At 68.4% G+C, this 19,141-nt stretch carries 15 protein-coding genes, 1 tRNA gene and 1 pseudogene; 10 read left to right on the top strand and 7 right to left on the bottom strand.

Annotated features, from left to right (window positions below):
- The 4 genes from CG740_RS40825 to polA form a co-directional block, all read right to left on the bottom strand.
- On the bottom strand, positions 1-239 hold a 239-nt coding region (locus tag CG740_RS40825; RefSeq protein ID WP_234376154.1), incomplete at its 3' end, for a porin PorA family protein.
- Positions 240-318: 79 nt separating this feature from the next.
- Positions 319-474, bottom strand: coding sequence for an SPW_0924 family protein (locus CG740_RS39450; protein WP_107488360.1), 156 nt, complete (start codon positions 472-474; stop codon positions 319-321).
- 136 nt (positions 475-610) lie between these two features.
- Positions 611-2,320, bottom strand: a complete 1,710-nt coding sequence (locus tag CG740_RS08960) for a lytic transglycosylase domain-containing protein (RefSeq protein ID WP_100574471.1) — start codon at positions 2,318-2,320, stop codon at positions 611-613.
- A 292-nt stretch (positions 2,321-2,612) separates the two neighbouring features.
- On the bottom strand, positions 2,613-5,327 hold the full coding sequence (polA, locus tag CG740_RS08965; RefSeq protein ID WP_100574472.1) for a DNA polymerase I: 2,715 nt from the start codon (positions 5,325-5,327) through the stop codon (positions 2,613-2,615).
- A gap of 259 nt (positions 5,328-5,586) precedes the next feature.
- On the opposite strand from polA, the gene CG740_RS08970 reads away from it, so the two are divergent.
- From CG740_RS08970 to CG740_RS09005, 8 genes are all read left to right on the top strand, one after another.
- Entirely contained in the window at positions 5,587-7,878 is a 2,292-nt protein-coding gene (locus tag CG740_RS08970) for an FdhF/YdeP family oxidoreductase (protein ID WP_100574473.1), read from the top strand.
- 98 nt (positions 7,879-7,976) lie between these two features.
- Positions 7,977-8,444, top strand: a complete 468-nt coding sequence (locus tag CG740_RS08975; RefSeq protein WP_100574474.1) for a PaaI family thioesterase — start codon at positions 7,977-7,979, stop codon at positions 8,442-8,444.
- Positions 8,445-8,572: 128 nt separating this feature from the next.
- Positions 8,573-9,034, top strand: coding sequence for a hypothetical protein (locus tag CG740_RS08980; RefSeq protein WP_159030258.1), 462 nt, complete (start codon positions 8,573-8,575; stop codon positions 9,032-9,034).
- 411 nt (positions 9,035-9,445) lie between these two features.
- Positions 9,446-10,663: a branched-chain amino acid ABC transporter substrate-binding protein gene (locus tag CG740_RS08985; RefSeq protein WP_100574476.1), complete on the top strand. Its 1,218-nt coding sequence runs from the start codon at positions 9,446-9,448 to the stop codon at positions 10,661-10,663.
- Positions 10,664-10,760: 97 nt separating this feature from the next.
- Positions 10,761-11,690 carry a branched-chain amino acid ABC transporter permease gene (locus CG740_RS08990; protein WP_100574477.1) on the top strand — a complete coding sequence of 310 codons (930 nt, stop codon included), beginning with the start codon at positions 10,761-10,763 and terminating at the stop codon, positions 11,688-11,690.
- A 5-nt stretch (positions 11,691-11,695) separates the two neighbouring features.
- Positions 11,696-13,489, top strand: a complete 1,794-nt coding sequence (locus CG740_RS08995; protein WP_100574698.1) for a branched-chain amino acid ABC transporter permease — start codon at positions 11,696-11,698, stop codon at positions 13,487-13,489.
- On the top strand, positions 13,486-14,355 hold the full coding sequence (locus tag CG740_RS09000; RefSeq protein ID WP_100574478.1) for an ABC transporter ATP-binding protein: 870 nt from the start codon (positions 13,486-13,488) through the stop codon (positions 14,353-14,355). The genes CG740_RS08995 and CG740_RS09000 overlap by 4 nt, the downstream gene beginning before the upstream one ends.
- Positions 14,352-15,068: an ABC transporter ATP-binding protein gene (locus CG740_RS09005; protein ID WP_100574479.1), complete on the top strand. Its 717-nt coding sequence runs from the start codon at positions 14,352-14,354 to the stop codon at positions 15,066-15,068. Before CG740_RS09000 ends, CG740_RS09005 begins: the two co-directional genes overlap by 4 nt.
- A 90-nt stretch (positions 15,069-15,158) precedes the next feature.
- On the opposite strand, the gene CG740_RS09010 is transcribed toward CG740_RS09005, so the two are convergent.
- On the bottom strand, positions 15,159-15,812 hold the full coding sequence (locus CG740_RS09010; protein WP_100574699.1) for an ANTAR domain-containing response regulator: 654 nt from the start codon (positions 15,810-15,812) through the stop codon (positions 15,159-15,161).
- Positions 15,813-15,908: 96 nt separating this feature from the next.
- On the opposite strand from CG740_RS09010, the gene CG740_RS09015 reads away from it, so the two are divergent.
- A tRNA-Leu gene (locus tag CG740_RS09015) sits at positions 15,909-15,991 on the top strand.
- An 83-nt stretch (positions 15,992-16,074) separates the two neighbouring features.
- A pseudogene (locus CG740_RS09020) lies at positions 16,075-16,603 on the top strand (hypothetical protein).
- A gap of 67 nt (positions 16,604-16,670) precedes the next feature.
- On the opposite strand, the gene pyk reads toward CG740_RS09020, so the two are convergent.
- Together pyk and CG740_RS09030 are read right to left on the bottom strand one after the other, a co-directional pair.
- On the bottom strand, positions 16,671-18,107 hold the full coding sequence (gene pyk / locus CG740_RS09025) for a pyruvate kinase (protein ID WP_100574480.1): 1,437 nt from the start codon (positions 18,105-18,107) through the stop codon (positions 16,671-16,673).
- 166 nt (positions 18,108-18,273) lie between these two features.
- On the bottom strand, positions 18,274-18,966 hold the full coding sequence (locus tag CG740_RS09030; protein WP_100574481.1) for an SIMPL domain-containing protein: 693 nt from the start codon (positions 18,964-18,966) through the stop codon (positions 18,274-18,276).
- Positions 18,967-19,141 lie beyond the last annotated feature (175 nt).

The raw sequence follows: 19,141 nt of genomic DNA on the forward strand, positions 1-19,141 counted from the left end.
TCCTTGGCCGCCTCGACATTGCCCTTGAGCGTCTGGACCACGGTCACCTTGGGGACCGTCTTGGACTGCATGGTGGCGTAGTCGATGAGGGTGGCGTTCTTCGCTTCGAGGACCGCCTCCTGGTACTGGCTGGGCGGGATCTTCGCCAGCCGCGGGAAGGCGTACCAGCGCAGCAGCGGTGACAGGGCGCCGAAGAACACGGCGAGGGCGAGCAGGACGAGACTGGCTTTGCGTCGCATGGACCTGCTCTCCTTCTATGTGCTCTGCGTGGCGTGTTCCATGTGCTCTGCGTGGCGTGGCGTGGCTCTCGGTCCGGCTCTACTTGGTCTGGGTGATCTTCCCGGGGGCGCTGGGCACGGTGGTCAGCAGAGGCTTCGGCGAGGTCTTGCCCTCGGGAGCGCCGATGGCCGAGACCGTCAGGACGATGGCGAGGGCGGCGGCCAGCCCGATCGCGGCGGCTATCAGGGCACGCATGCTCGGCCTCCGGGAGCTGATGGGTCGTCAGGAGTGGGCACCGTAGCAACGCCGGGCCGAGATGAGAACACGTCGAACAGCCCCTCTGCCGTCGGACGGCAAAGGGGCTGCTGGGGAGCGCGGGACCGGCGGGCGCCTAGGAGGCGGCGGCCACCGTCAGTTCGAGGGTCAGCGTGCCGCCGCCCTCGGTGGTGAGGCGGAGCAGGAACGTGCCGGTCTGGGCGTCCGCGTACATCTTCGGCAGCACCAGGAGGCCGTTGGCGTCGGTCTTGAGGTCCTTCAGTTCGCGGACCGGGTTGCCCTTGGCGTCCTTGAAGTACGGGCCCTTGTCGTTGGCCTTGGGCGCGGCCTTCGGGTCGGCGTCGGCGGCCGGGGTCACGATCATGGCCGCGGAGGCCGCCACACCGGAGGCGACGCCGGTCTTGTAGGTCGCCTTGACCGAGACCTGGTTGGCGAACTCGCCGGACGGCGTGGCCGTCAGCGCCTTGGTGTCGGCGCGGACCAGCCGGTCGGCCTGCCGGGCGACGACCGTCGCCTTCCACTCGACGGCGGCCAGTGTGGAGGTGGCCAGAGTGGCCCGCACGGTGAACGTACCGGTCTTCTCGCCCGCCTTCAGGGCCGGGGCCGCGGCCGTGCCGTCGGCCGCGGTGGGCACCGTCACGGAGCCGGCGCCGCCGGCGAAGCGGGTGTCGGTGTCACCGACGATCTCGAACTTCACCGAGACCTTCGCCATCGCCTTGCCGGACGCGTCCTTCACCCGCGCCGTCGGCTGCCCGCCGAAGGCACCGCCCGCGAACGCGGTGAGCTCGTCGGCGCCGGCGTTCTCGAACGTCGTCGCCCGCGGCACGGGCGGCTTGCTGGGGTCGCCGCCGGGCTTGGTGGGCGGCACGGGCGGCTTGACCGGCGGGACCGGCGGCTTCGGCTTGGGGGCCGGAGGGGTGGGGGCCGGCTTGGTACTGGGCGGCGAAACCGGCGGGTGAGGCGTCTGCTGGGCGGGGGTGTGACCGCCGGACGTCCGGTCGCTGCGGCGGCTGGGCAGCGTGCCCGTGCCGTCGGGGACCTCATGGGTGCCGCGCCGGTAGAAGTCGAACCAGTTGGTGACCGTGGTCAGGTATTCCTGCGACTGGTTGTAGCTCAGGATCGCCTTGTCCAGGTCGGCCTTCACCGCGACATCGCGGCCGTTGCCGCACAGGTAGAACCCGGCCGCGAGGGCCGCGTCGTAGACGTTGTTGGGGTCCTTGACGCCGTCGCCGTTGCCGTCCTTGCCCGAGGACGCCCAGGTCGACGGGATGAACTGCATCGGGCCGACCGCACGGTCGTGCACCTTGTCGCCGTCGTAGACGCCGCCGTCGGTGTCGGTGATGTTCGCGAACCCGGCGCCGTTGAGCACCGGGCCGAGGATCGGCGTGAGCGTGGTGCCGTTGACGCTGACACGGCCGCCGTTGGCGTGCCCGGACTCGACCTTGCCGATGCCGCCGAGGAGTTCCCAGGGCAGGTGGCAGTTCGGCCGGTCCGTGGCGAGCGTGGCCGCAGCCTTCTTGTACGCGTCGAGAACGGTGGCGGGTATGCCCTGCTGGTCACCGGTGGGCAGCGTGCCCGTCGAGGTGTTCGGCGGCGTCGGCGACACCAGCGGCGGAAGGTCGGTGTAGTACGGGGAGTTGCCGGAGGCCGGGGCTTCCGGGGTGGGAGCGGGCGTCGGCGTCGCGTCGGAGGCCGCCTGGTCGATGGGGGTGCTCGCGTGCACGATCCCCGGCGCCTGCGATGCGGAAAGCGCCGCGACCGCCAACGCGGCCACCGCCGTGGTGCCCGCTCCCTTGCGCAGTCGTCGGCCCATGTGCGGTGCCATACGTCAAGTCCCTCCCCGTACTCGGCTGTCCGCGCTCCCCAGCGCGAGACTCACGTGACACTACGGCAACCGATGGCGCCATGACACCGTGGGCTGACCGGTTTTCACTGATTCGCCACCAGCGCGTTGCCGACGGGTGGGGAGGGGGCGGGCGCCGAATACCGAACGCCGCTGGTCGCTGACGAACAAGTGCCGGACATCAGCCGAAAGTTGAAATCGGTCATCTGTCATCCCACACCCTCCGGCTAACGCCCCGCTAACGGCCGCCCCACCCCGCACCCCTCCCCCACCCCTAGTGGGCCGCCGACTCCCAGTCGTGGCCCGCGCCCACCGACACGTCCAGCGGGGCGCGCAGTTCCACCGCACCCGCCATCTCTCGGCGGACCAGCTCCTCGACCTGCTCGCGCTCGCCCGGCGCGATCTCCAGCACGATTTCGTCGTGGACCTGGAGCAGCAGGCGCGAGGTGAGACCCGCTTCCGTCAGCGCGCGGTCCACGTTCAGCATCGCGACCTTGACGATGTCGGCGGCCGTGCCCTGGATGGGGGCGTTGAGCGCCATGCGCTCGGCCATTTCGCGGCGCTGGCGGTTGTCGCTGTTGAGGTCCGGCAGGTAGCGGCGGCGGCCCAGCATCGTCTCGGTGTAGCCGGTCGCGCGGGCCTCTTCGACGGCGCGCTGGAGGTAGTCGCGTACACCGCCGAAGCGCTCGAAGAAGGTGTCCATCAGACCGCGGGCCTCGCCCGCTTCGATGTTGAGCTGCTGCGAGAGGCCGAACGCGGACAGGCCGTAGGCCAGGCCGTACGACATCGCCTTGATCTTGCGGCGCATCTCCGGGTCGACCTGGGTCTTGTCGACGCCGAAGACCTGGGAGGCGACGGTGGTGTGGAGGTCCTCGCCGGAGGTGAACGCCTCGATGAGGCCCGCGTCCTCGGACAGGTGGGCCATCACGCGCAGTTCGATCTGGCTGTAGTCCGCGGTGAGCAGCGATTCGTAGCCCTCGCCGACGACGAAGCCCCGCCGGATGGCGCGGCCTTCGTCGGTGCGCACCGGAATGTTCTGGAGGTTGGGGTCGGTGGAGGACAGGCGGCCGGTCGCGGCGACGGTCTGGTTGAACGTGGTGTGGATGCGGCCGTCCGTCGCGATGGTCTTGATGAGGCCTTCGACGGTGACGCGCAGTTTGGCCTGTTCGCGGTGGCGCAGCATGAGGACGGGCAGTTCGTGCTCGGTCTGGGCGGCGAGCCAGGCGAGAGCGTCGGCGTCCGTGGTGTAGCCGGTCTTGGTCTTCTTCGTCTTGGGCAGGGCCAGTTCGCCGAAGAGGACCTCCTGGAGCTGCTTGGGCGAGCCGAGGTTGAACTCGTGGCCGACCGAGGCGTGCGCCTCCTTCACGGCCTGCTGCACCGCGCCGGCGAACTGCTGCTCCATGGCTTCCAGGTGGGCGCGGTCGGCGGCGATGCCGTTGCGTTCCATGCGGGCCAGGAGGAGGGAGGTGGGGAGCTCGACGTCCGTGAGCAGTTCGGCGGCGCCGACTTCCTTGAGGCGTTCGGTGAACGCGCCGCCGAGGTCGAGGACGGCTCGGGCCTGCGTCATGAGGGCGGCGGCCTCGGCCTCGTCGTCCGCGCCGAAGGCGAGCTGGCCGTCGGCGGCGCCGGCCGGGGCCAGTTCGCGCCCCAGGTATTCGACGGACAGGGCGTCGAGGGCGAAGGAGCGGCGGCCGGGCTTGACGAGGTAGGCCGCGAGCGCGGTGTCCATCGTGACGCCGGCGATGGTCCAGCCGTGCTCGGGGAAGACCCGCATGGCTGCCTTGGCGTTGTGCATGACCTTGGGCCGCTCCGTGTCGGCGATCCAGGCGGCGAAGGCCCGCTCGTCGGCCTCGTCGATCTGGGCCGGGTCGAACCAGCCGGCCGCGCCGCCGGCCGCGGCCAGGGCGATCTCGGTGACGCTGCCGGAGCCGAGGGCCCAGGTGTCGACGGTGGCGACGCCCAGGACCTGGGTGGCGTGCTCGGCGAGCCAGGGGGCGAGCTCGCCGGCGCCGAGCACGGTGCCTTCGACCTCGACGCCGGCGGCGGGCGCCGGGGCGGTCTCGGCGTCGGCCGCGCCCGGGTCGACGGCGAGCAGGCGCTCACGCAGCGAGGGGTTGCGGATCTCCAGGACGTCCAGGACGCCGGTGACCGCACTGCGGTCGTAGGGCGCGCGTTCCAGTTCGGCCGGGCCCTTGGGCAGCTCGACGTCCTTGACCATCTCGGTGAGCCGGCGATTGAGCTTCACCGCGTCGAGGTGGTCGCGGAAGTTCTGTCCGGCCTTGCCCTTGACCTCTTCGGCGCGCTCGACGAGCGAGGCGAACGAACCGAACTGGTTGATCCACTTGGCGGCGGTCTTCTCGCCGACGCCGGGGATGCCGGGCAGGTTGTCCGACGGGTCGCCGCGCAGGGCCGCGAAGTCGGGGTACTGCTGGGGGGTGAGGCCGTACTTCTCCTCGACCTTCTCCGGGGTGAAGCGGGTCAGCTCGGAGACGCCCTTGGTGGGGTAGAGGACGGTGACGTTCTCGGAGACGAGCTGGAAGGAGTCGCGGTCGCCGGTGACGATGAGGACCTCGAAGCCGGCCGCCTCGGCCTGGGTGGCGAGCGTGGCGATGATGTCGTCGGCCTCGAAGCCGTCGGTGGCGAAGCGGTCGACGTGCATCGCGTCGAGGAGCTCGCCGATCAGCTCGACCTGGCCCTTGAACTCGTCGGGGGTCTTCGACCGGTTCGCCTTGTAGTCGGGGAACTCGGTGGAGCGCCAGGTCTTGCGGGAGACGTCGAACGCCACCGCGAAGTGGGTGGGCGCCTCGTCACGCAGCGTGTTCGCGAGCATGGACATGAAGCCGTAGACCGCGTTGGTGGGCTGGCCCGTCGCGGTGGTGAAGTTCTCCGCGGGCAGCGCGAAGAACGCCCGGTACGCCAGGGAGTGCCCGTCCATGAGGAGCAGGCGCGGTCGGTTGTCCGGGGTCTTCTTCGATGCTGTCTCAGCCATGCCCACGATCCTGCCACGCCCCACTGACAATCCCGGCCAGTCCCACCCCCGGCCGCCCGTCCCCGGCCCCGGTGCGACCTGCCCGGTGCGACCTGCCCGGCGCGGCTGTCGGTGGCGCGTGGCAGGATCGGTGGTGTACGCATCCCGCGGCCGCACGCCTGCCCGCGGGTGCCCGCACCACAGGTCCGCACGCCGTGCCCGCCCGCAGTGTCCGATCGGCACAGCCGCACGACGTGTTCGCTCGAAGGGGAGCAGCGCCATGGCCAGCAAGCCGCCCACAGGTGATCCGGTCCAGGACGCGCCGCAGGTCGAGGCGCCCCAGCACGCGGCGGCCGGGCTGCCCGCGATCGGGCACACGCTCTTGATGGCGCAGCAGCAGATGGGGGTGCGGCGCACCGCGCAGACCCTGCTGAAGGTCAACCAGAAGAACGGCTTCGACTGTCCGGGCTGTGCGTGGCCGGAGGGCGACAAGCGGCACACGGCGGAGTTCTGTGAGAACGGTGCGAAGGCGGTGGCGGAGGAGGCGACGCTGCGCCGGGTGACGCCGGATTTCTTCGCGGCGCATCCGCTGTCCGACCTCGCCGCCCGCAGTGGGTACTGGCTGGGCCAGCAGGGCCGTATCACGCAGCCGATGTATCTGCCGGAGGGCGGCGACCGGTACGAGGCCATCACCTGGGAGCGGGCCTTCGGGATCATCGCCGAGGAGCTGACCGCGCTGGACTCCCCCGACGAGGCCCTCTTCTACACCTCGGGGCGTACCAGCAATGAGGCGGCGTTCCTGCTGCAGCTGTTCGCCCGCGAGTTCGGCACGAACAATCTGCCCGACTGTTCCAACATGTGCCACGAGTCGTCGGGTTCGGCGCTGACGGAGACCCTCGGCGTCGGCAAGGGCAGTGTGTCCCTGGAGGATCTGCACCGGGCCGATCTGATCGTGATCGCCGGCCAGAATCCGGGGACCAACCATCCCCGGATGCTGTCGGCGCTGGAGAAGGCGAAGTCGGCGGGCGCGAAGATCATTTCGGTGAATCCGCTGCCGGAGGCGGGACTTGAGAAGTTCAAGAACCCGCAGACGCCGCAGGGCATGATCAAGGGCGCCGCCCTCACCGACCTGTTCCTGCAGATCCGCATCGGCGGCGACCAGGCCCTGTTCCGCCTCCTCAACAAGCTGATCGTCGAGACGGAGGGCGCCGTCGACGAGCTGTTCGTGCGCGAACACACCCATGGCTTCGAGGAGTTCGAGGCCGCGGCCAAGGAGGCCGACTGGGACGCGACACTCGCCGCGACGGGCCTGACGCGCCCCGAGATCGAGCAGGCGCTCACGATGGTCCTCGCCTCGCGCCGCACCATCGTGTGCTGGGCGATGGGACTGACCCAGCACAAGCACTCGGTGCCGACGATCCGCGAGGTCGTCAACTTCCTTCTGCTGCGCGGCAACATCGGGCGGCCCGGCGCCGGAGTGTGTCCGGTGCGCGGCCATTCCAATGTGCAGGGCGACCGTACGATGGGCATCTTCGAGCGCCCCGCGCCCGCCTTCCTGGACGCGCTGGAGAAGGAGTTCGGCTTCGCCCCGCCCCGTCACCACGGCCATGACGTCGTACGGTCCATCGAGGCGCTGCGCGACGGCCGGGCGAAGGTGTTCTTCGCGATGGGCGGCAACTTCGTGGCCGCCACGCCCGACACCGACGTCACCGAGGCCGCGATGCGCCGGGCCTCGCTCACGGTGCATGTCTCCACCAAGCTGAACCGCTCGCATGCGGTCACCGGCCGCCGGGCGCTGATCCTGCCCACGCTCGGGCGCACCGACAAGGACGTCCAGAAGAGCGGCCGCCAGTTCGTGACCGTCGAGGACTCGATGGGCATGGTGCACGCCTCGCGCGGCAACCTCACCCCGGCCAGTCCGCATCTGCTGTCGGAGCCGGCCATCGTGGCACGGATGGCGCGAGCCACGCTCGGCCCCAAGTCGGCCGTGGACTGGGCGGAGTTCGAGCGGGACTACGCCGCGATCCGCGACCGCATCGCCCGGGTGGTGCCGGGCTTCGACGACTTCAACGCCAAGGTCGCACACCCCGGCGGCTTCCAGCTCCCGCACGCCCCGCGCGACGAGCGGCGCTTCCCGACGGCCACCGGCAAGGCCAATTTCACGGCCGCCGCGGTGGAGGCGCCCGAGCTGCCCGAGGGCCGGCTGCTCCTTCAGACGCTGCGCTCGCACGACCAGTACAACACCACCATCTACGGTCTCGACGACCGCTACCGCGGCATCAGGGGCGGTCGCCGGGTCGTCCTCGTCAACCCGGAGGACGCCCGTCAACTGGGCCTGGCGGACGGGGCGTACACGGATCTGGTGAGCGAGTGGAAGGACGGGGTGGAGCGGCGGGCGCCGGGCTTCCGCGTGGTGCACTATCCGACGGCGCGGGGCTGCGCCGCCGCCTACTACCCGGAGACCAATGTGCTGGTACCGCTGGGTTCGACGGCCGACGTCAGCAACACTCCGGCGAGCAAATCGGTGGTCGTACGGTTCGAGCCGGCGGCCGGGGCGGGGAATGAGAGCTGAGCCCTAAGCGTTTGCTCAGTCATCTGGTATGACGGTGCGGACACAGCCATGACGGGTGTGGACACAGCACAGTGACGCAGATGAACGGAGCCGGGCCCATGGGCGAGCAGCACAGCGTGAAGTTTCCGCAGGAAGTCGTCGAGGAGTACGCGGCCCTCGGCGTCGATCTGCCCGCCATGTTCTCCGCCGGGGACCTGGGCACCCGCATGGGCGTGCAGATCGTCGAGGCCTCCGCCGAGAAGGTCGTGGGCACCATGCCCGTCGAGGGCAACACCCAGCCGTACGGGCTGCTGCACGGCGGCGCCTCGGCGGTGCTCGCCGAGACGCTCGGCTCGGTCGGCTCGATGCTGCACGGCGGCAGCTCCAAGATCGCCGTCGGGGTGGACCTGAACTGCACCCACCACCGCGGGGCGCGCAGCGGCCTGGTCACCGGGGTCGCCACCCCCGTGCACCGCGGGCGCTCGACGGCGACGTACGAGATCGTCATCACCGACGAGCAGGACAAGCGGGTCTGCACGGCCCGGCTGACCTGCCTGCTGCGGGACGCGGAGGGCCTCAAGGGCTGAGACCGCGCCGCCCGCGCCCCGGACCGGCCAATTCCGTTCACGGGCGGGCGAGTTGAGCACGGCATGGCCGGCGAGTCGGGGACTCGCCGGCCATTGTCACGCCCGGGGGCGCGTTCTAACGTCGAGTCATGAGGACCCGGGCGCGACCTTGGGCACACGCACGGATCGCGCTGGCATGCGTGCTCGCCGCGGCGGGAGGCCTCACGGGCTGCTCGTCCGCCGGCGACACCACCGCCCGCGACACCCCCGCCCCGGCCACCTCCTCCCTCAACTCGCCGTCACCGCACACCACTTCACCGGCCGAGCTGTGCACGCACCTGATCACGTACTGGGCGAAGCAGGAGCTGGACGAGGGGCAGGGCTCGGGGCTCGACTACCAGGAGAAGGGCCTGTCCGACGGGCAGAACGCGATCCTCCTGACCACGCTGGCCGCGGCCCGCACCGAGCGCGCGGCCCACGGCGCGGCCGCCGGTGACCGGCTCATCGAGCAGCGGGCGCAGCGGGGTTGCGCCGAGCGCTATCGCAACGGGACGCCCACGACCGACCCTTGGGCGCAGACCAAACTGCCCACCCCCTCCAGCCCGTCGTAACACAGCGTAACGATCATCGGGGTCGCGACGGGCGGGAACCGGCCCCGGGACAGCGCTCTCCCGGCCACTGCCCGACTTCCGGACGCACCCCGGCCTGTCAGCAGCATGATCCCCTCAAGCCCCTTAGCGGAACAGGGCGTTCTCATCATGCGAGAAATCCCGCCGCCCCGAAATGTGCACATTGCCCGCACTGCACCACCAAGGTTTGGCCTTGGCATAACAAGAAAGTCACATCCTGTCCCGGCTGCTCCCCACCCCCCTCGGCTGCGCTTAGAGTCACGGCCAGTCACCGCGCCGCCGGGTGCGACTGCTGCACGGCCCTTACCGATCAGTACGGCCCGGCGACCGACACGGCACCTCACTCACGAGGAGGCCGCGCCAGGGAAAGGACCCATCGTGCGACACCGTTCCTTGCTCATCCTCACTACAGTGCTCACCACAGGCGCACTCACGCTCACCGCCTGTGGTTCGCGCGACAAAAGCAGCGGCGACGACAGCAGCGGCAAGAAGCAGACCGTCGTCATCGGCGTAGACGCGCCCCTCACGGGTGACCTGTCCGCCCTCGGCCTGGGCATCAAGAACTCCGCCGACCTCGCCGCCCAGACGGCGAACAAGCAGAACCTCGTCCCCGGCGTCGAGTTCAAGACCCAGCCGCTCGACGACCAGGCCCAGCCCTCCGTCGGCCAGCAGAACGCCACCAAGTTCATCGGTGACAAGAGCGTCGTCGGCGTCGTCGGCCCCCTGAACTCCAGCGTCTCGCAGTCCATGCAGAAGCCGCTGAACGACGCCGGCCTCACCCAGATATCCCCCGCCAACACGGGCACCGAGCTGACCCAGGGCGACGGCTGGAAGACCGGCAACAAGGTCCGCCCCTACAAGACCTTCTTCCGCACCGCCACCACCGACCAGGTCCAGGGCGCCTTCGCCGCCAACTACCTGTTCAAGAACGCCAAGATCGACACGGTCTACCTCATCGACGACCAGAAGACCTACGGCGCCGGGCTCGCCGCGTCCTTCAAGGACACCTTCACCAAGCTCGGCGGCAAGATCGTCGGCTCCGACCACATCAACCCCGACGACCGCGACTTCAACGCCATCGTCGCCAAGGTCAAGACCACCGGAGCCAAGGCCCTCTACTACGGCGGCGAATACCCCGCCGCCGGCCCCCTGAGCCAGCAGCTCAAGGACAGCGGCACCAACATCCCGCTCATGGGCGGCGACGGCATCTACAGCGCCGACTTCATCAAGCTCAACAAGAAGGCCAACGGCGACCTCGCCACCTCCGTCGGCAAGCCCGTCGAACAGCTCGACTCCGCCAAGAGCTTCATCGCCAACTACAAGACGGCCGGCTACAAGGACGCCTACGAGGCCTACGGGGGCGGCACCTACGACGCCACCTGGGCCATCATCCAGGCCGTCAAGGACGTCGTCACCGCCAACAGCGGCAAGCTCCCCAGCGGCGACCTGCGCGCCAAGGTCCTCGACGCCGTCGGCAAGGTCAAGTTCGACGGAGTCACCGGCCCCGTCTCCTTCGACCAGTACGGCGACACCACCAACACCATGATGACCGCCTACAAGGTCACCGACGGCGCCTGGAAGCCCGAGCTCAGCGAGGCCTACAAGCCGTAACCCGGCGACATCCCGCCACACGCACACAGGACCGCGCGGGAGCGCCACCAGCGCTCCCGCGCGGTGCCATATCCGATCACTTCACGGAGGCCCCGCGGTGCACGAACTGCCGCAACAGCTGGCCAATGGACTCATCCTCGGCGCGATGTACGGACTGATCGCGATCGGGTACACGATGGTCTACGGCATTGTCCAGCTCATCAACTTCGCCCACGGCGAGATATTCATGGTCGGGGGCTTCGGGGCTCTCACCGTGTTCCTCGCACTCCCCTCAGGCTTCTCCCTCCTCGCCGCCATCCCCCTCATGATCATCGGCGGCGTCATCGTCTCCGTGCTCGTCGCCACCGCCGCCGAACGCTTCGCCTACCGGCCCCTGCGCAACGCGCCCCGCCTGGCCCCCCTCATCACCGCCATCGGCCTCTCCCTCGCCCTCCAGCAGGCCGTATGGAAGTGGTACCCCGACGCCAAGAAGGACCGTTCCTTCCCCCAGTTCAACGGCGACCCCTTCCACGTCCTCGGCGCCAACATCCAGCGCGGCGACCTCTTCATCCTCATCGCCGCCCCCGTCTGCATGATCGCCCTCGGGTTCTACGTCACCAAAACCCGCACCGGCCGCGGCATGCAAGCCACCGCCCAGGACCCCGACACCGCCAAACTCATGGGCATCAACACCGACCGCATCATCGTCATGGCCTTCGCCATCGGCGCCGCGTTCGCCGCCATCGCCGCCGTCGGCTACGGCCTCCACAACGGCCAAGTCGGCTTCCGCATGGGCTTCATCATGGGCCTCAAAGCCTTCACCGCAGCCGTACTCGGCGGCATCGGCAACATCTACGGAGCCATGCTCGGCGGCATCGTCCTCGGCCTCGCCGAAGCCCTCGCCGTCGGCTACGTCGGCAACATCCCCAGCATGGAACTCTTCGGCGGCGGCGCCTGGAAGGACGTATGGGCCTTCGTCCTCCTCATCGTCGTCCTCCTCGTGCGACCCCAAGGGTTGCTCGGCGAACGCGTCGCGGACAGGGCGTGAACACCATGACCACCAACACCACCCACCGCGACAGCGGCACCCCGCTCATCCCGCTGCCCACCAGCCTCGCCCGGCACACCGTCACCGCCGGCGCCGCCATCGCCCTCATCGGCACCTTCATGGCCTGGACCTGGACCAGCGACTTCCCCGGCGACCTCACCGTCGACGGCTACCCCGGCGGCCTCCAACTCCTCACCCTCACCGCCGCCGCCCTCACCCTCCTGTTCGCCCTCTCCGCCTACGGCGTCCAAGGACTGCGCTGGCTCACCCCCGCAGGCACCAACGCCCCCCTGCGCCTCCTCGCCCTCGCCACCTTCGGCACCACCGGCTACACCCTCGGCGCCATATCCGACGAACTCGGCGGCATCGTCAACCTCGAACCCGGCGCCTACGTCTCCGGCATCGGCGCCCTCATCGCCCTCATCGCCGCCTTCGCCCTCCCCGGCGACACCCCCGGCACCGACACCACCGGCGACAACCCCTGGCGACGCATCCGCCACACCCTCGCCGCCCCCAGCGCCCGCCCCGCCCAACCCATCCCCGACTGGGCCGGCATCCTCGTCATCGTCGCCGCCTTCGCCATCGGCCTCTACGTCTTCGCCTACGGCATCGACACCGCCTACACCGAACTGTTCATCGGCTTCCTCATCACCGCCGGATTCACGTTCGCCGCCCTCACCCAAGCAGGCCTCCTCACCCGCCTCTCCGCACTCACCGCACAACACCGCACCGTCACCCTCAGCGCCGCCTTCGTCGCCGCCATCTGCTTCCCCTTCACCCAATCCAGCGACGAATACGCCCTCATCGGCGCCAACATCCTCATCTTCGCCACCGTCGCCCTCGGCCTCAACGTCGTCGTCGGCCTCGCCGGCCTCCTCGACCTCGGCTACGTCGCCTTCCTCGGCGTCGGCGCCTACGCCGCAGCCCTCGTCTCCGGCGCCAGCACCTCCAGCCTCGGCGTCCACTTCCCCTTCTGGGCCGCCATCCTCGTCGGCGCCGGCGCATCCCTCGTCTTCGGCGTCCTCATCGGCGCCCCCACCCTGCGCCTGCGCGGCGACTACCTCGCCATCGTCACCCTCGGCTTCGGCGAAATCTTCCGCATCACCATGAACAACCTCAACGGGAACAGCGGACCCAACGTCACCAACGGCTCCCGCGGCATCCCCGCCATCCCCGACATCACCATCTTCGGATGGGACCTCGGCATCAGCCACGACATCGCCGGCTTCACCCTCGGCAAACCCGGCAACTACTACCTGCTGATGCTCGTCATCACCCTCGTCGTCGTCACCGTCTTCCGCCGCAGCGCCGACAGCCGCATCGGCCGCGCCTGGGTCGCCATCCGCGAAGACGAAACCGCCGCCACCGCCATGGGCATCAACGGCTTCCGCGTCAAACTCATCGCCTTCGCACTCGGCGCCACCCTCGCCGGACTCGCCGGCACCGTACAAGGCCACCTCACCAGCACCGTCACCCCCGAGCAGTACCAATTCGCCGGATCCGTACCCCCCAACTCCGCCTTCCTCCTCGCCGCCGTCATCCTCGGCGGCATGGGAACCATGAGCGGACCCCTCATCGGCGCAGCACTGCTCTACCTCATCCCGGCCAAACTCCAATTCATGCAGGACTACCAGCTCCTCCTCTTCGGAGTAGCCCTCATCGTCCTCATGCGCCTGCGCCCCGAAGGCATCATCGCCGACCGCAGGAAAAAGCTCGAATTCCACGAGACCGGCCAACTCGACACACCAGAAACCAGCCTCACCGACACACCCGTCGGCGTCACCAAGGCGGGGGCGTGACCAGCATGACCACCACACCCAACACCGTCCTCCACGCCAGCGGCGTCACCATGCGATTCGGCGGCCTCACCGCCGTCCGAAACGTCGACCTCACCGTCAACAGCGGCGAAATCATCGGCCTCATCGGACCCAACGGCGCAGGCAAGACCACCTTCTTCAACTGCCTCACCGGCCTGTACGTCCCCACCGAAGGAAAAGTGACCTACAAAGGCACCGTCCTTCCCCCCAAACCCCACCTCGTCACCCAGGCCGGCGTCGCCCGCACCTTCCAGAACATCCGCCTCTTCCCCAACATGACCGTCCTGGAAAACGTCCTCGTCGGCCGCCACACCCGCACCAAAGAAGGCCTCTGGTCCGCACTCCTGCGCCTCCCCGGATTCAAAAAAGCAGAAAACGCATCCCGCGAACGCGCCATGGAACTCCTGGAATTCACAGGACTCGCCGACAAAGCCGACCACCTCTCCCGCAACCTCCCCTACGGCGAACAACGCAAGCTCGAAATCGCCCGCGCCCTCGCCAGCGAACCCGGACTCCTCCTCCTCGACGAGCCCACCGCCGGCATGAACCCCCAAGAAACCCGCGCCGCCGAAGAACTCATCTTCGCCATCCGCGACCAAGGCATCGCCGTCCTCGTCATCGAGCACGACATGCGCTTCATCATGAACCTCTGCGACCGCGTCTCCGTCCTCGTCCAAGGCGAAAAACTCGTCGAAGGCACCCCCGACATCGTCCAAGCCGACGAACGCGTCATCGCCGCCTACCTCGGCACCCCCTTCGAAGGCGCACCCGGAGACGAAGAACTCGCCGAAGTAGAAGCCGCCGAAACGGCGCAGAGCACCACCAGCACCGAGGGAGACACCCAGTGACCGCACTCCTCGAAGTCGAGGACCTCCGGGTCGCCTACGGCAAAATCGAAGCCGTAAAAGGCATCTCCTTCAGCGTCGAAGCAGGACAGGTCGTCACCCTCATCGGCACCAACGGCGCCGGAAAAACCACCACCCTGCGCACCCTCTCCGGCCTCCTCGAACCCCTCGCCGGAACCATCACCTTCGACGGCAAACCCCTCAAAAACGTCCCCGCACACAAAATCGTCGCCCTCGGAATGGCCCACTCCCCCGAAGGCCGCCACATCTTCCCCCGCATGACCATCGAGGACAACCTCCGCCTCGGCGCCTACCTCCGCGACGACAAAACCGGCATCGAAAAAGACATCCAACGCGCCTACGACCTCTTCCCCATCCTCGGAGAACGCCGCAAACAAGCAGCCGGCACCCTCTCAGGCGGCGAACAACAAATGCTCGCCATGGGCCGCGCCTTGATGTCCCAGCCCAAACTCCTCATGCTCGACGAACCCTCCATGGGCCTCTCCCCGATCATGATGCAGAAAATCATGGCCACCATCACCGAACTCAAAGCCCAAGGCACCACCATCCTGCTCGTCGAACAGAACGCCCAAGCCGCGCTCTCCCTCGCCGACCAGGGCCACGTCATGGAAATCGGCAAAATCGTCCTCTCCGGAACCGGACAAGACCTCCTCCACGACGAATCAGTCCGCAAGGCCTACCTCGGCGAAGACTGAACCCCGCACCACACAAAAGCGGCCCGCACCCGGAACTGCCTCCGGATGCGGGCCCTTTGCGTGCGCGTCGAGCTACGTGCGCGTCGGGAACTACTCCCCCTTCGCCGCCTTCTTCTCCTCGGCGTCCTCAATAACCGCCTCGGCCACCTGCTGCATCGACATCCGACGATCCATCGACGTCTTCTGAATCCAACGGAACGCCGCCGGCTCCGACAACCCGTACTGCGTCTGCAACACCGACTTCGCCCGGTCCACCAGCTTGCGCGTCTCCAGACGCTGCGAAAGGTCCGCGACCTCCTGCTCCAGCGCCTTCAACTCCGTGAACCGCGACACCGCCATCTCGATCGCCGGCACCACATCGCTCTTCGAGAACGGCTTCACCAGATACGCCATCGCACCGGCGTCCCGCGCCCGCTCCACCAGATCCCGCTGACTGAACGCCGTCAGCATCAACACCGGAGCGATCGACTCCTTCGCGATCAGCTCCGCCGCGGAGATCCCGTCCAGGACCGGCATCTTCACATCCAGGATCACCAGATCCGGCTGGTGCTCACGGGCCAGCTCGACGGCCTTCTGCCCGTCACCGGCCTCGCCGACGACCGCGTAGCCCTCTTCCTCCAGCATCTCTTTGAGATCGAGGCGGATGAGGGCCTCGTCCTCGGCGATGACGACGCGCGTCGTCATCGGCGGGACGTGCGTCGCGTCGTCGTCTGCGGTGGGCTGGGGCGACTCGGGGGCGGTCACGGGGGGCTCCTCGGTGCGGGGCATGATGCTGCTCTTCAGAAGGGTACCTAGCTGCTGTCGCGGCGGATGAACGGGTACACTCCTGCCAGCACCCTTGCCGGGTTGGCGGAACGGCATACGCGGATGTCTCAAACACATCTGTCCGAAAGGGCATGCGGGTTCGAATCCCGCACTCGGCACTCTCAGTAAGCGGAGCTTCACGTTCGCGTGAAGCTCCGCTTTTTGCTACCTGGAGCGACGGCACGTGACCCAGGGTGCTCGTATGAACTTTCATGGCACAGAGGTACGACTAAAGGCACTCGGGCTGCTGCGGGCGGGTACGAGGAACGCGGACGTGGCGCGCCAGTTGAACGTGCCGCTCGGCACGGTCTCGTACTGGCTGCACATGGACCGCTCCAAACGGGGCGAATGCCCTGGCTCGCACGACCCGAAGTGTCCGCGCTGCGACGACCGCCCCTTGGATGCTGCGGCGTATGCGTACCTGCTGGGCCTCTATCTCGGCGACGGTCACATCAGTCAGTACGCCGCGCACCGAGTGCCGAACCTGATGATCACCCTCGACGACGCCTGGCCTGGTGTGCAGGCGGAGGCCGAGACGTCGATACTACGAATATCCCCGGTACTTCTTCACCAACAAGTCCGACGACATCCGCGCCCTCTGCGGCGCAGCACTCGATCTCGTCGGCGTCGAGTGGACCACCCTCGCGCGCGGCAGCGATCCGTTCAACATCTCCATCGCCCGCAAGGCATCCGTCGCCCTCATGGACCAGCACATAGGGCCCAAGTACTGAGCCGTGGGAAGCCAAGTAACCCAGGGGCCCCCTGCGAAGGGGTGGGGCAAGGGGCCGTGGCCCAGGGTTACTTGGGGCTGTCGTCCTCGCCGATGTGGTGGACGCGGACCAGGTTCGTCGAACCGGGGACGCCCGGTGGGGAGCCCGCCGTGATGACGACGACGTCGCCCTTCTGGCAGCGGCCGACCTTCAGGAGCATCTCGTCGACCTGCGCCACCATCTCGTCGGTGGATTCGACGTGCGGGCCGAGGAACGTCTCCACGCCCCAGGTGAGGTTGAGCTGGGAGCGGGTGGCCGGCACGGGGGTGAAGGCGAGGAGCGGGATCGGGGAGCGGTAGCGGGAGAGGCGTTTGACGGTGTCGCCGGACTGGGTGAAGGCGACGAGGAATTTGGCGCCGAGGAAGTCGCCCATTTCGGCGGCGGCTCGGGCGACGGCGCCGCCTTGGGTGCGGGGTTTGTTGCGGTCGGTGAGGGGCGGGAGTCCCTTGGCGAGGACGTCTTCTTCGGCTGCTTCGACGATGCGGCCCATGGTTTTGACGGTTTCGATGGGGTATTTGCCGACGCTGGTTTCGCCGGAGAGCATGACGGCGTCGGTGCCGTCGATGACGGCGTTGGCGACGTCGCTGGCTTCGGCCCTGGTGGGGCGGGAGTTGTCGATCATCGAGTCGAGCATTTGGGTGGCGACGATGACGGGTTTGGCGTTGCGTTTGGCGAGTTTGATGGCTCGCTTCTGGACGATGGGGACTTGTTCGAGGGGCATTTCGACGCCGAGGTCGCCGCGGGCGACCATGATGCCGTCGAAGGCGGCGACGATGTCGTCGATGTTGTCGACGGCTTGGGGTTTTTCGATTTTGGCGATGACGGGGAGGCGTCGGCCTTCTTCGTCCATGATGCGGTGGACGTCGTGGATGTCCTGGCCGCTGCGGACGAAGGAGAGGGCGATGATGTCGGCGCCGGTGCGCAGGGCCCAGCGGAGGTCTTCTTCGTCCTTGTCGGAGAGGGCGGGGACGGAGACGGCTACGCCGGGGAGGTTGAGGCCTTTGTGGTCGGAGACCATGCCTCCTTCGATGACGAGGGTGTGGACGTGGGGGCCGTCGACGCCGGTGACTTGGAGGGTGACTTTGCCGTCGTCGACGAGGATGCGTTCGCCGGTGGTGACGTCGGCGGCGAGGCCTTGGTAGGTGGTGCCGCAGTGGTGTCGGTCGCCTTGGGTGTCGGGTTCGACGGTGATGGTGAATTCGTCGCCGCGTTCAAGGAGTACGGGGCCTTCGGTGAAGCGACCGAGGCGGATCTTCGGGCCTTGAAGGTCGGCGAGGATGCCGATGTTGTGGCCGGTTTCTTCGGAGGCTTTGCGGACGTGGTGGTAGCGCTGTTCGTGTTCGGTGTAGGTGCCGTGGCTGAGGTTGAAGCGGGCTACGTCCATTCCGGCTTCGACCAGGGCTTTGATCTGGTCGTATGTGTCGGTGGCGGGGCCCAGGGTGCAGACGATTTTGGCTCGGCGCATGGTTCGAGCCTAGGGCTTACCGGTGGGTAGAGATTTGGACTGGGGTTACTGCTCAACAACCTTTGCGTGAAGGGTGGTTGACAAGTGTTGAATTGTGCGCGGGGGCGCTCCGATGAGCGTGTCGGGGCGCCCGGCGCGGGTGGGCGTCACTGGCTGTGTTCGGGGGTTACAGCTTGGGCGGGGTCATGAGGAAGCGGGCGTTGACGCGGGCGTGGACGGATTGGCGTTGGGGTTCGAGGTCGAGGGTGGGGGCGGGTTCGGGGGCGCCGGGGGCTGCGGCGCGGAAGGCCATGCCGCCTGCGGCGGGGAGTCCGTAGGGGGTGGGGTTTTCGGCGCCGGGGTCGGAGAGTTCGACGAGGGCGGCGAGGGTGGTGCCGAGGGCGTCGGCGTATTCGCGGGCGCGTGCGACGGCTTGGTGGACGGCGCGGCGGCGTACTTCGCTGTGGGCGGGTGAGTCGGGGCGCAGGGACCACCAGGGGCCGTCGACGCGGGTGAGTTCGAGGTCGGCGAGGCGGGTGGTGAGTTCGCCGAGGGTGGTGAAGTCGGTGAGTTCGGTGGTGATGTGGACGGTGCCGTGGTAGGTGCGGACGCGTTCGCCGCGGCCGTGGCGGGTGAGTTCGGGGGTGAGGGTGAAGGCGCCGGTTTCGAGTTTTTCGATGGTGTCTCCGTAGCTTTTGATGAGGTCGATGACGTGGGTGTTGCGGCGGGTGAGGTCGTCGAGGGTGGCGCGGCGGTCGGTGCCGCGGGTGGTGATGGTGATGGTGATGCCGGCGATTTCGGGGTCGACTTCGAGGTGGGCTTCGCCGTGGACGGCGAGGCGTGGCTGTTCGGGGGTTCCGTAGGGCTGGGTGTCGGTCATGGGTCCACTGTGGCATCGGTGGGCGTGGTCGGCGGGGAGCTTGCTGTCAGGGTCCGGTCATCAGATCGCAACCTGCGGGGGGTGTTGCGGGTGGCCGGTTCTGGGTCAGAATCCCTGGGTCTACGCGCGTCACGGTTCGCACAACTGCCGCGCGTGTCATACGACTTCAGGGAGA

It is taken from the genome of Streptomyces sp. CB01201 (genome assembly GCF_002803085.1).
Taxonomy (GTDB): Bacteria; Actinomycetota; Actinomycetes; order Streptomycetales; family Streptomycetaceae; genus Streptomyces; species Streptomyces hundungensis.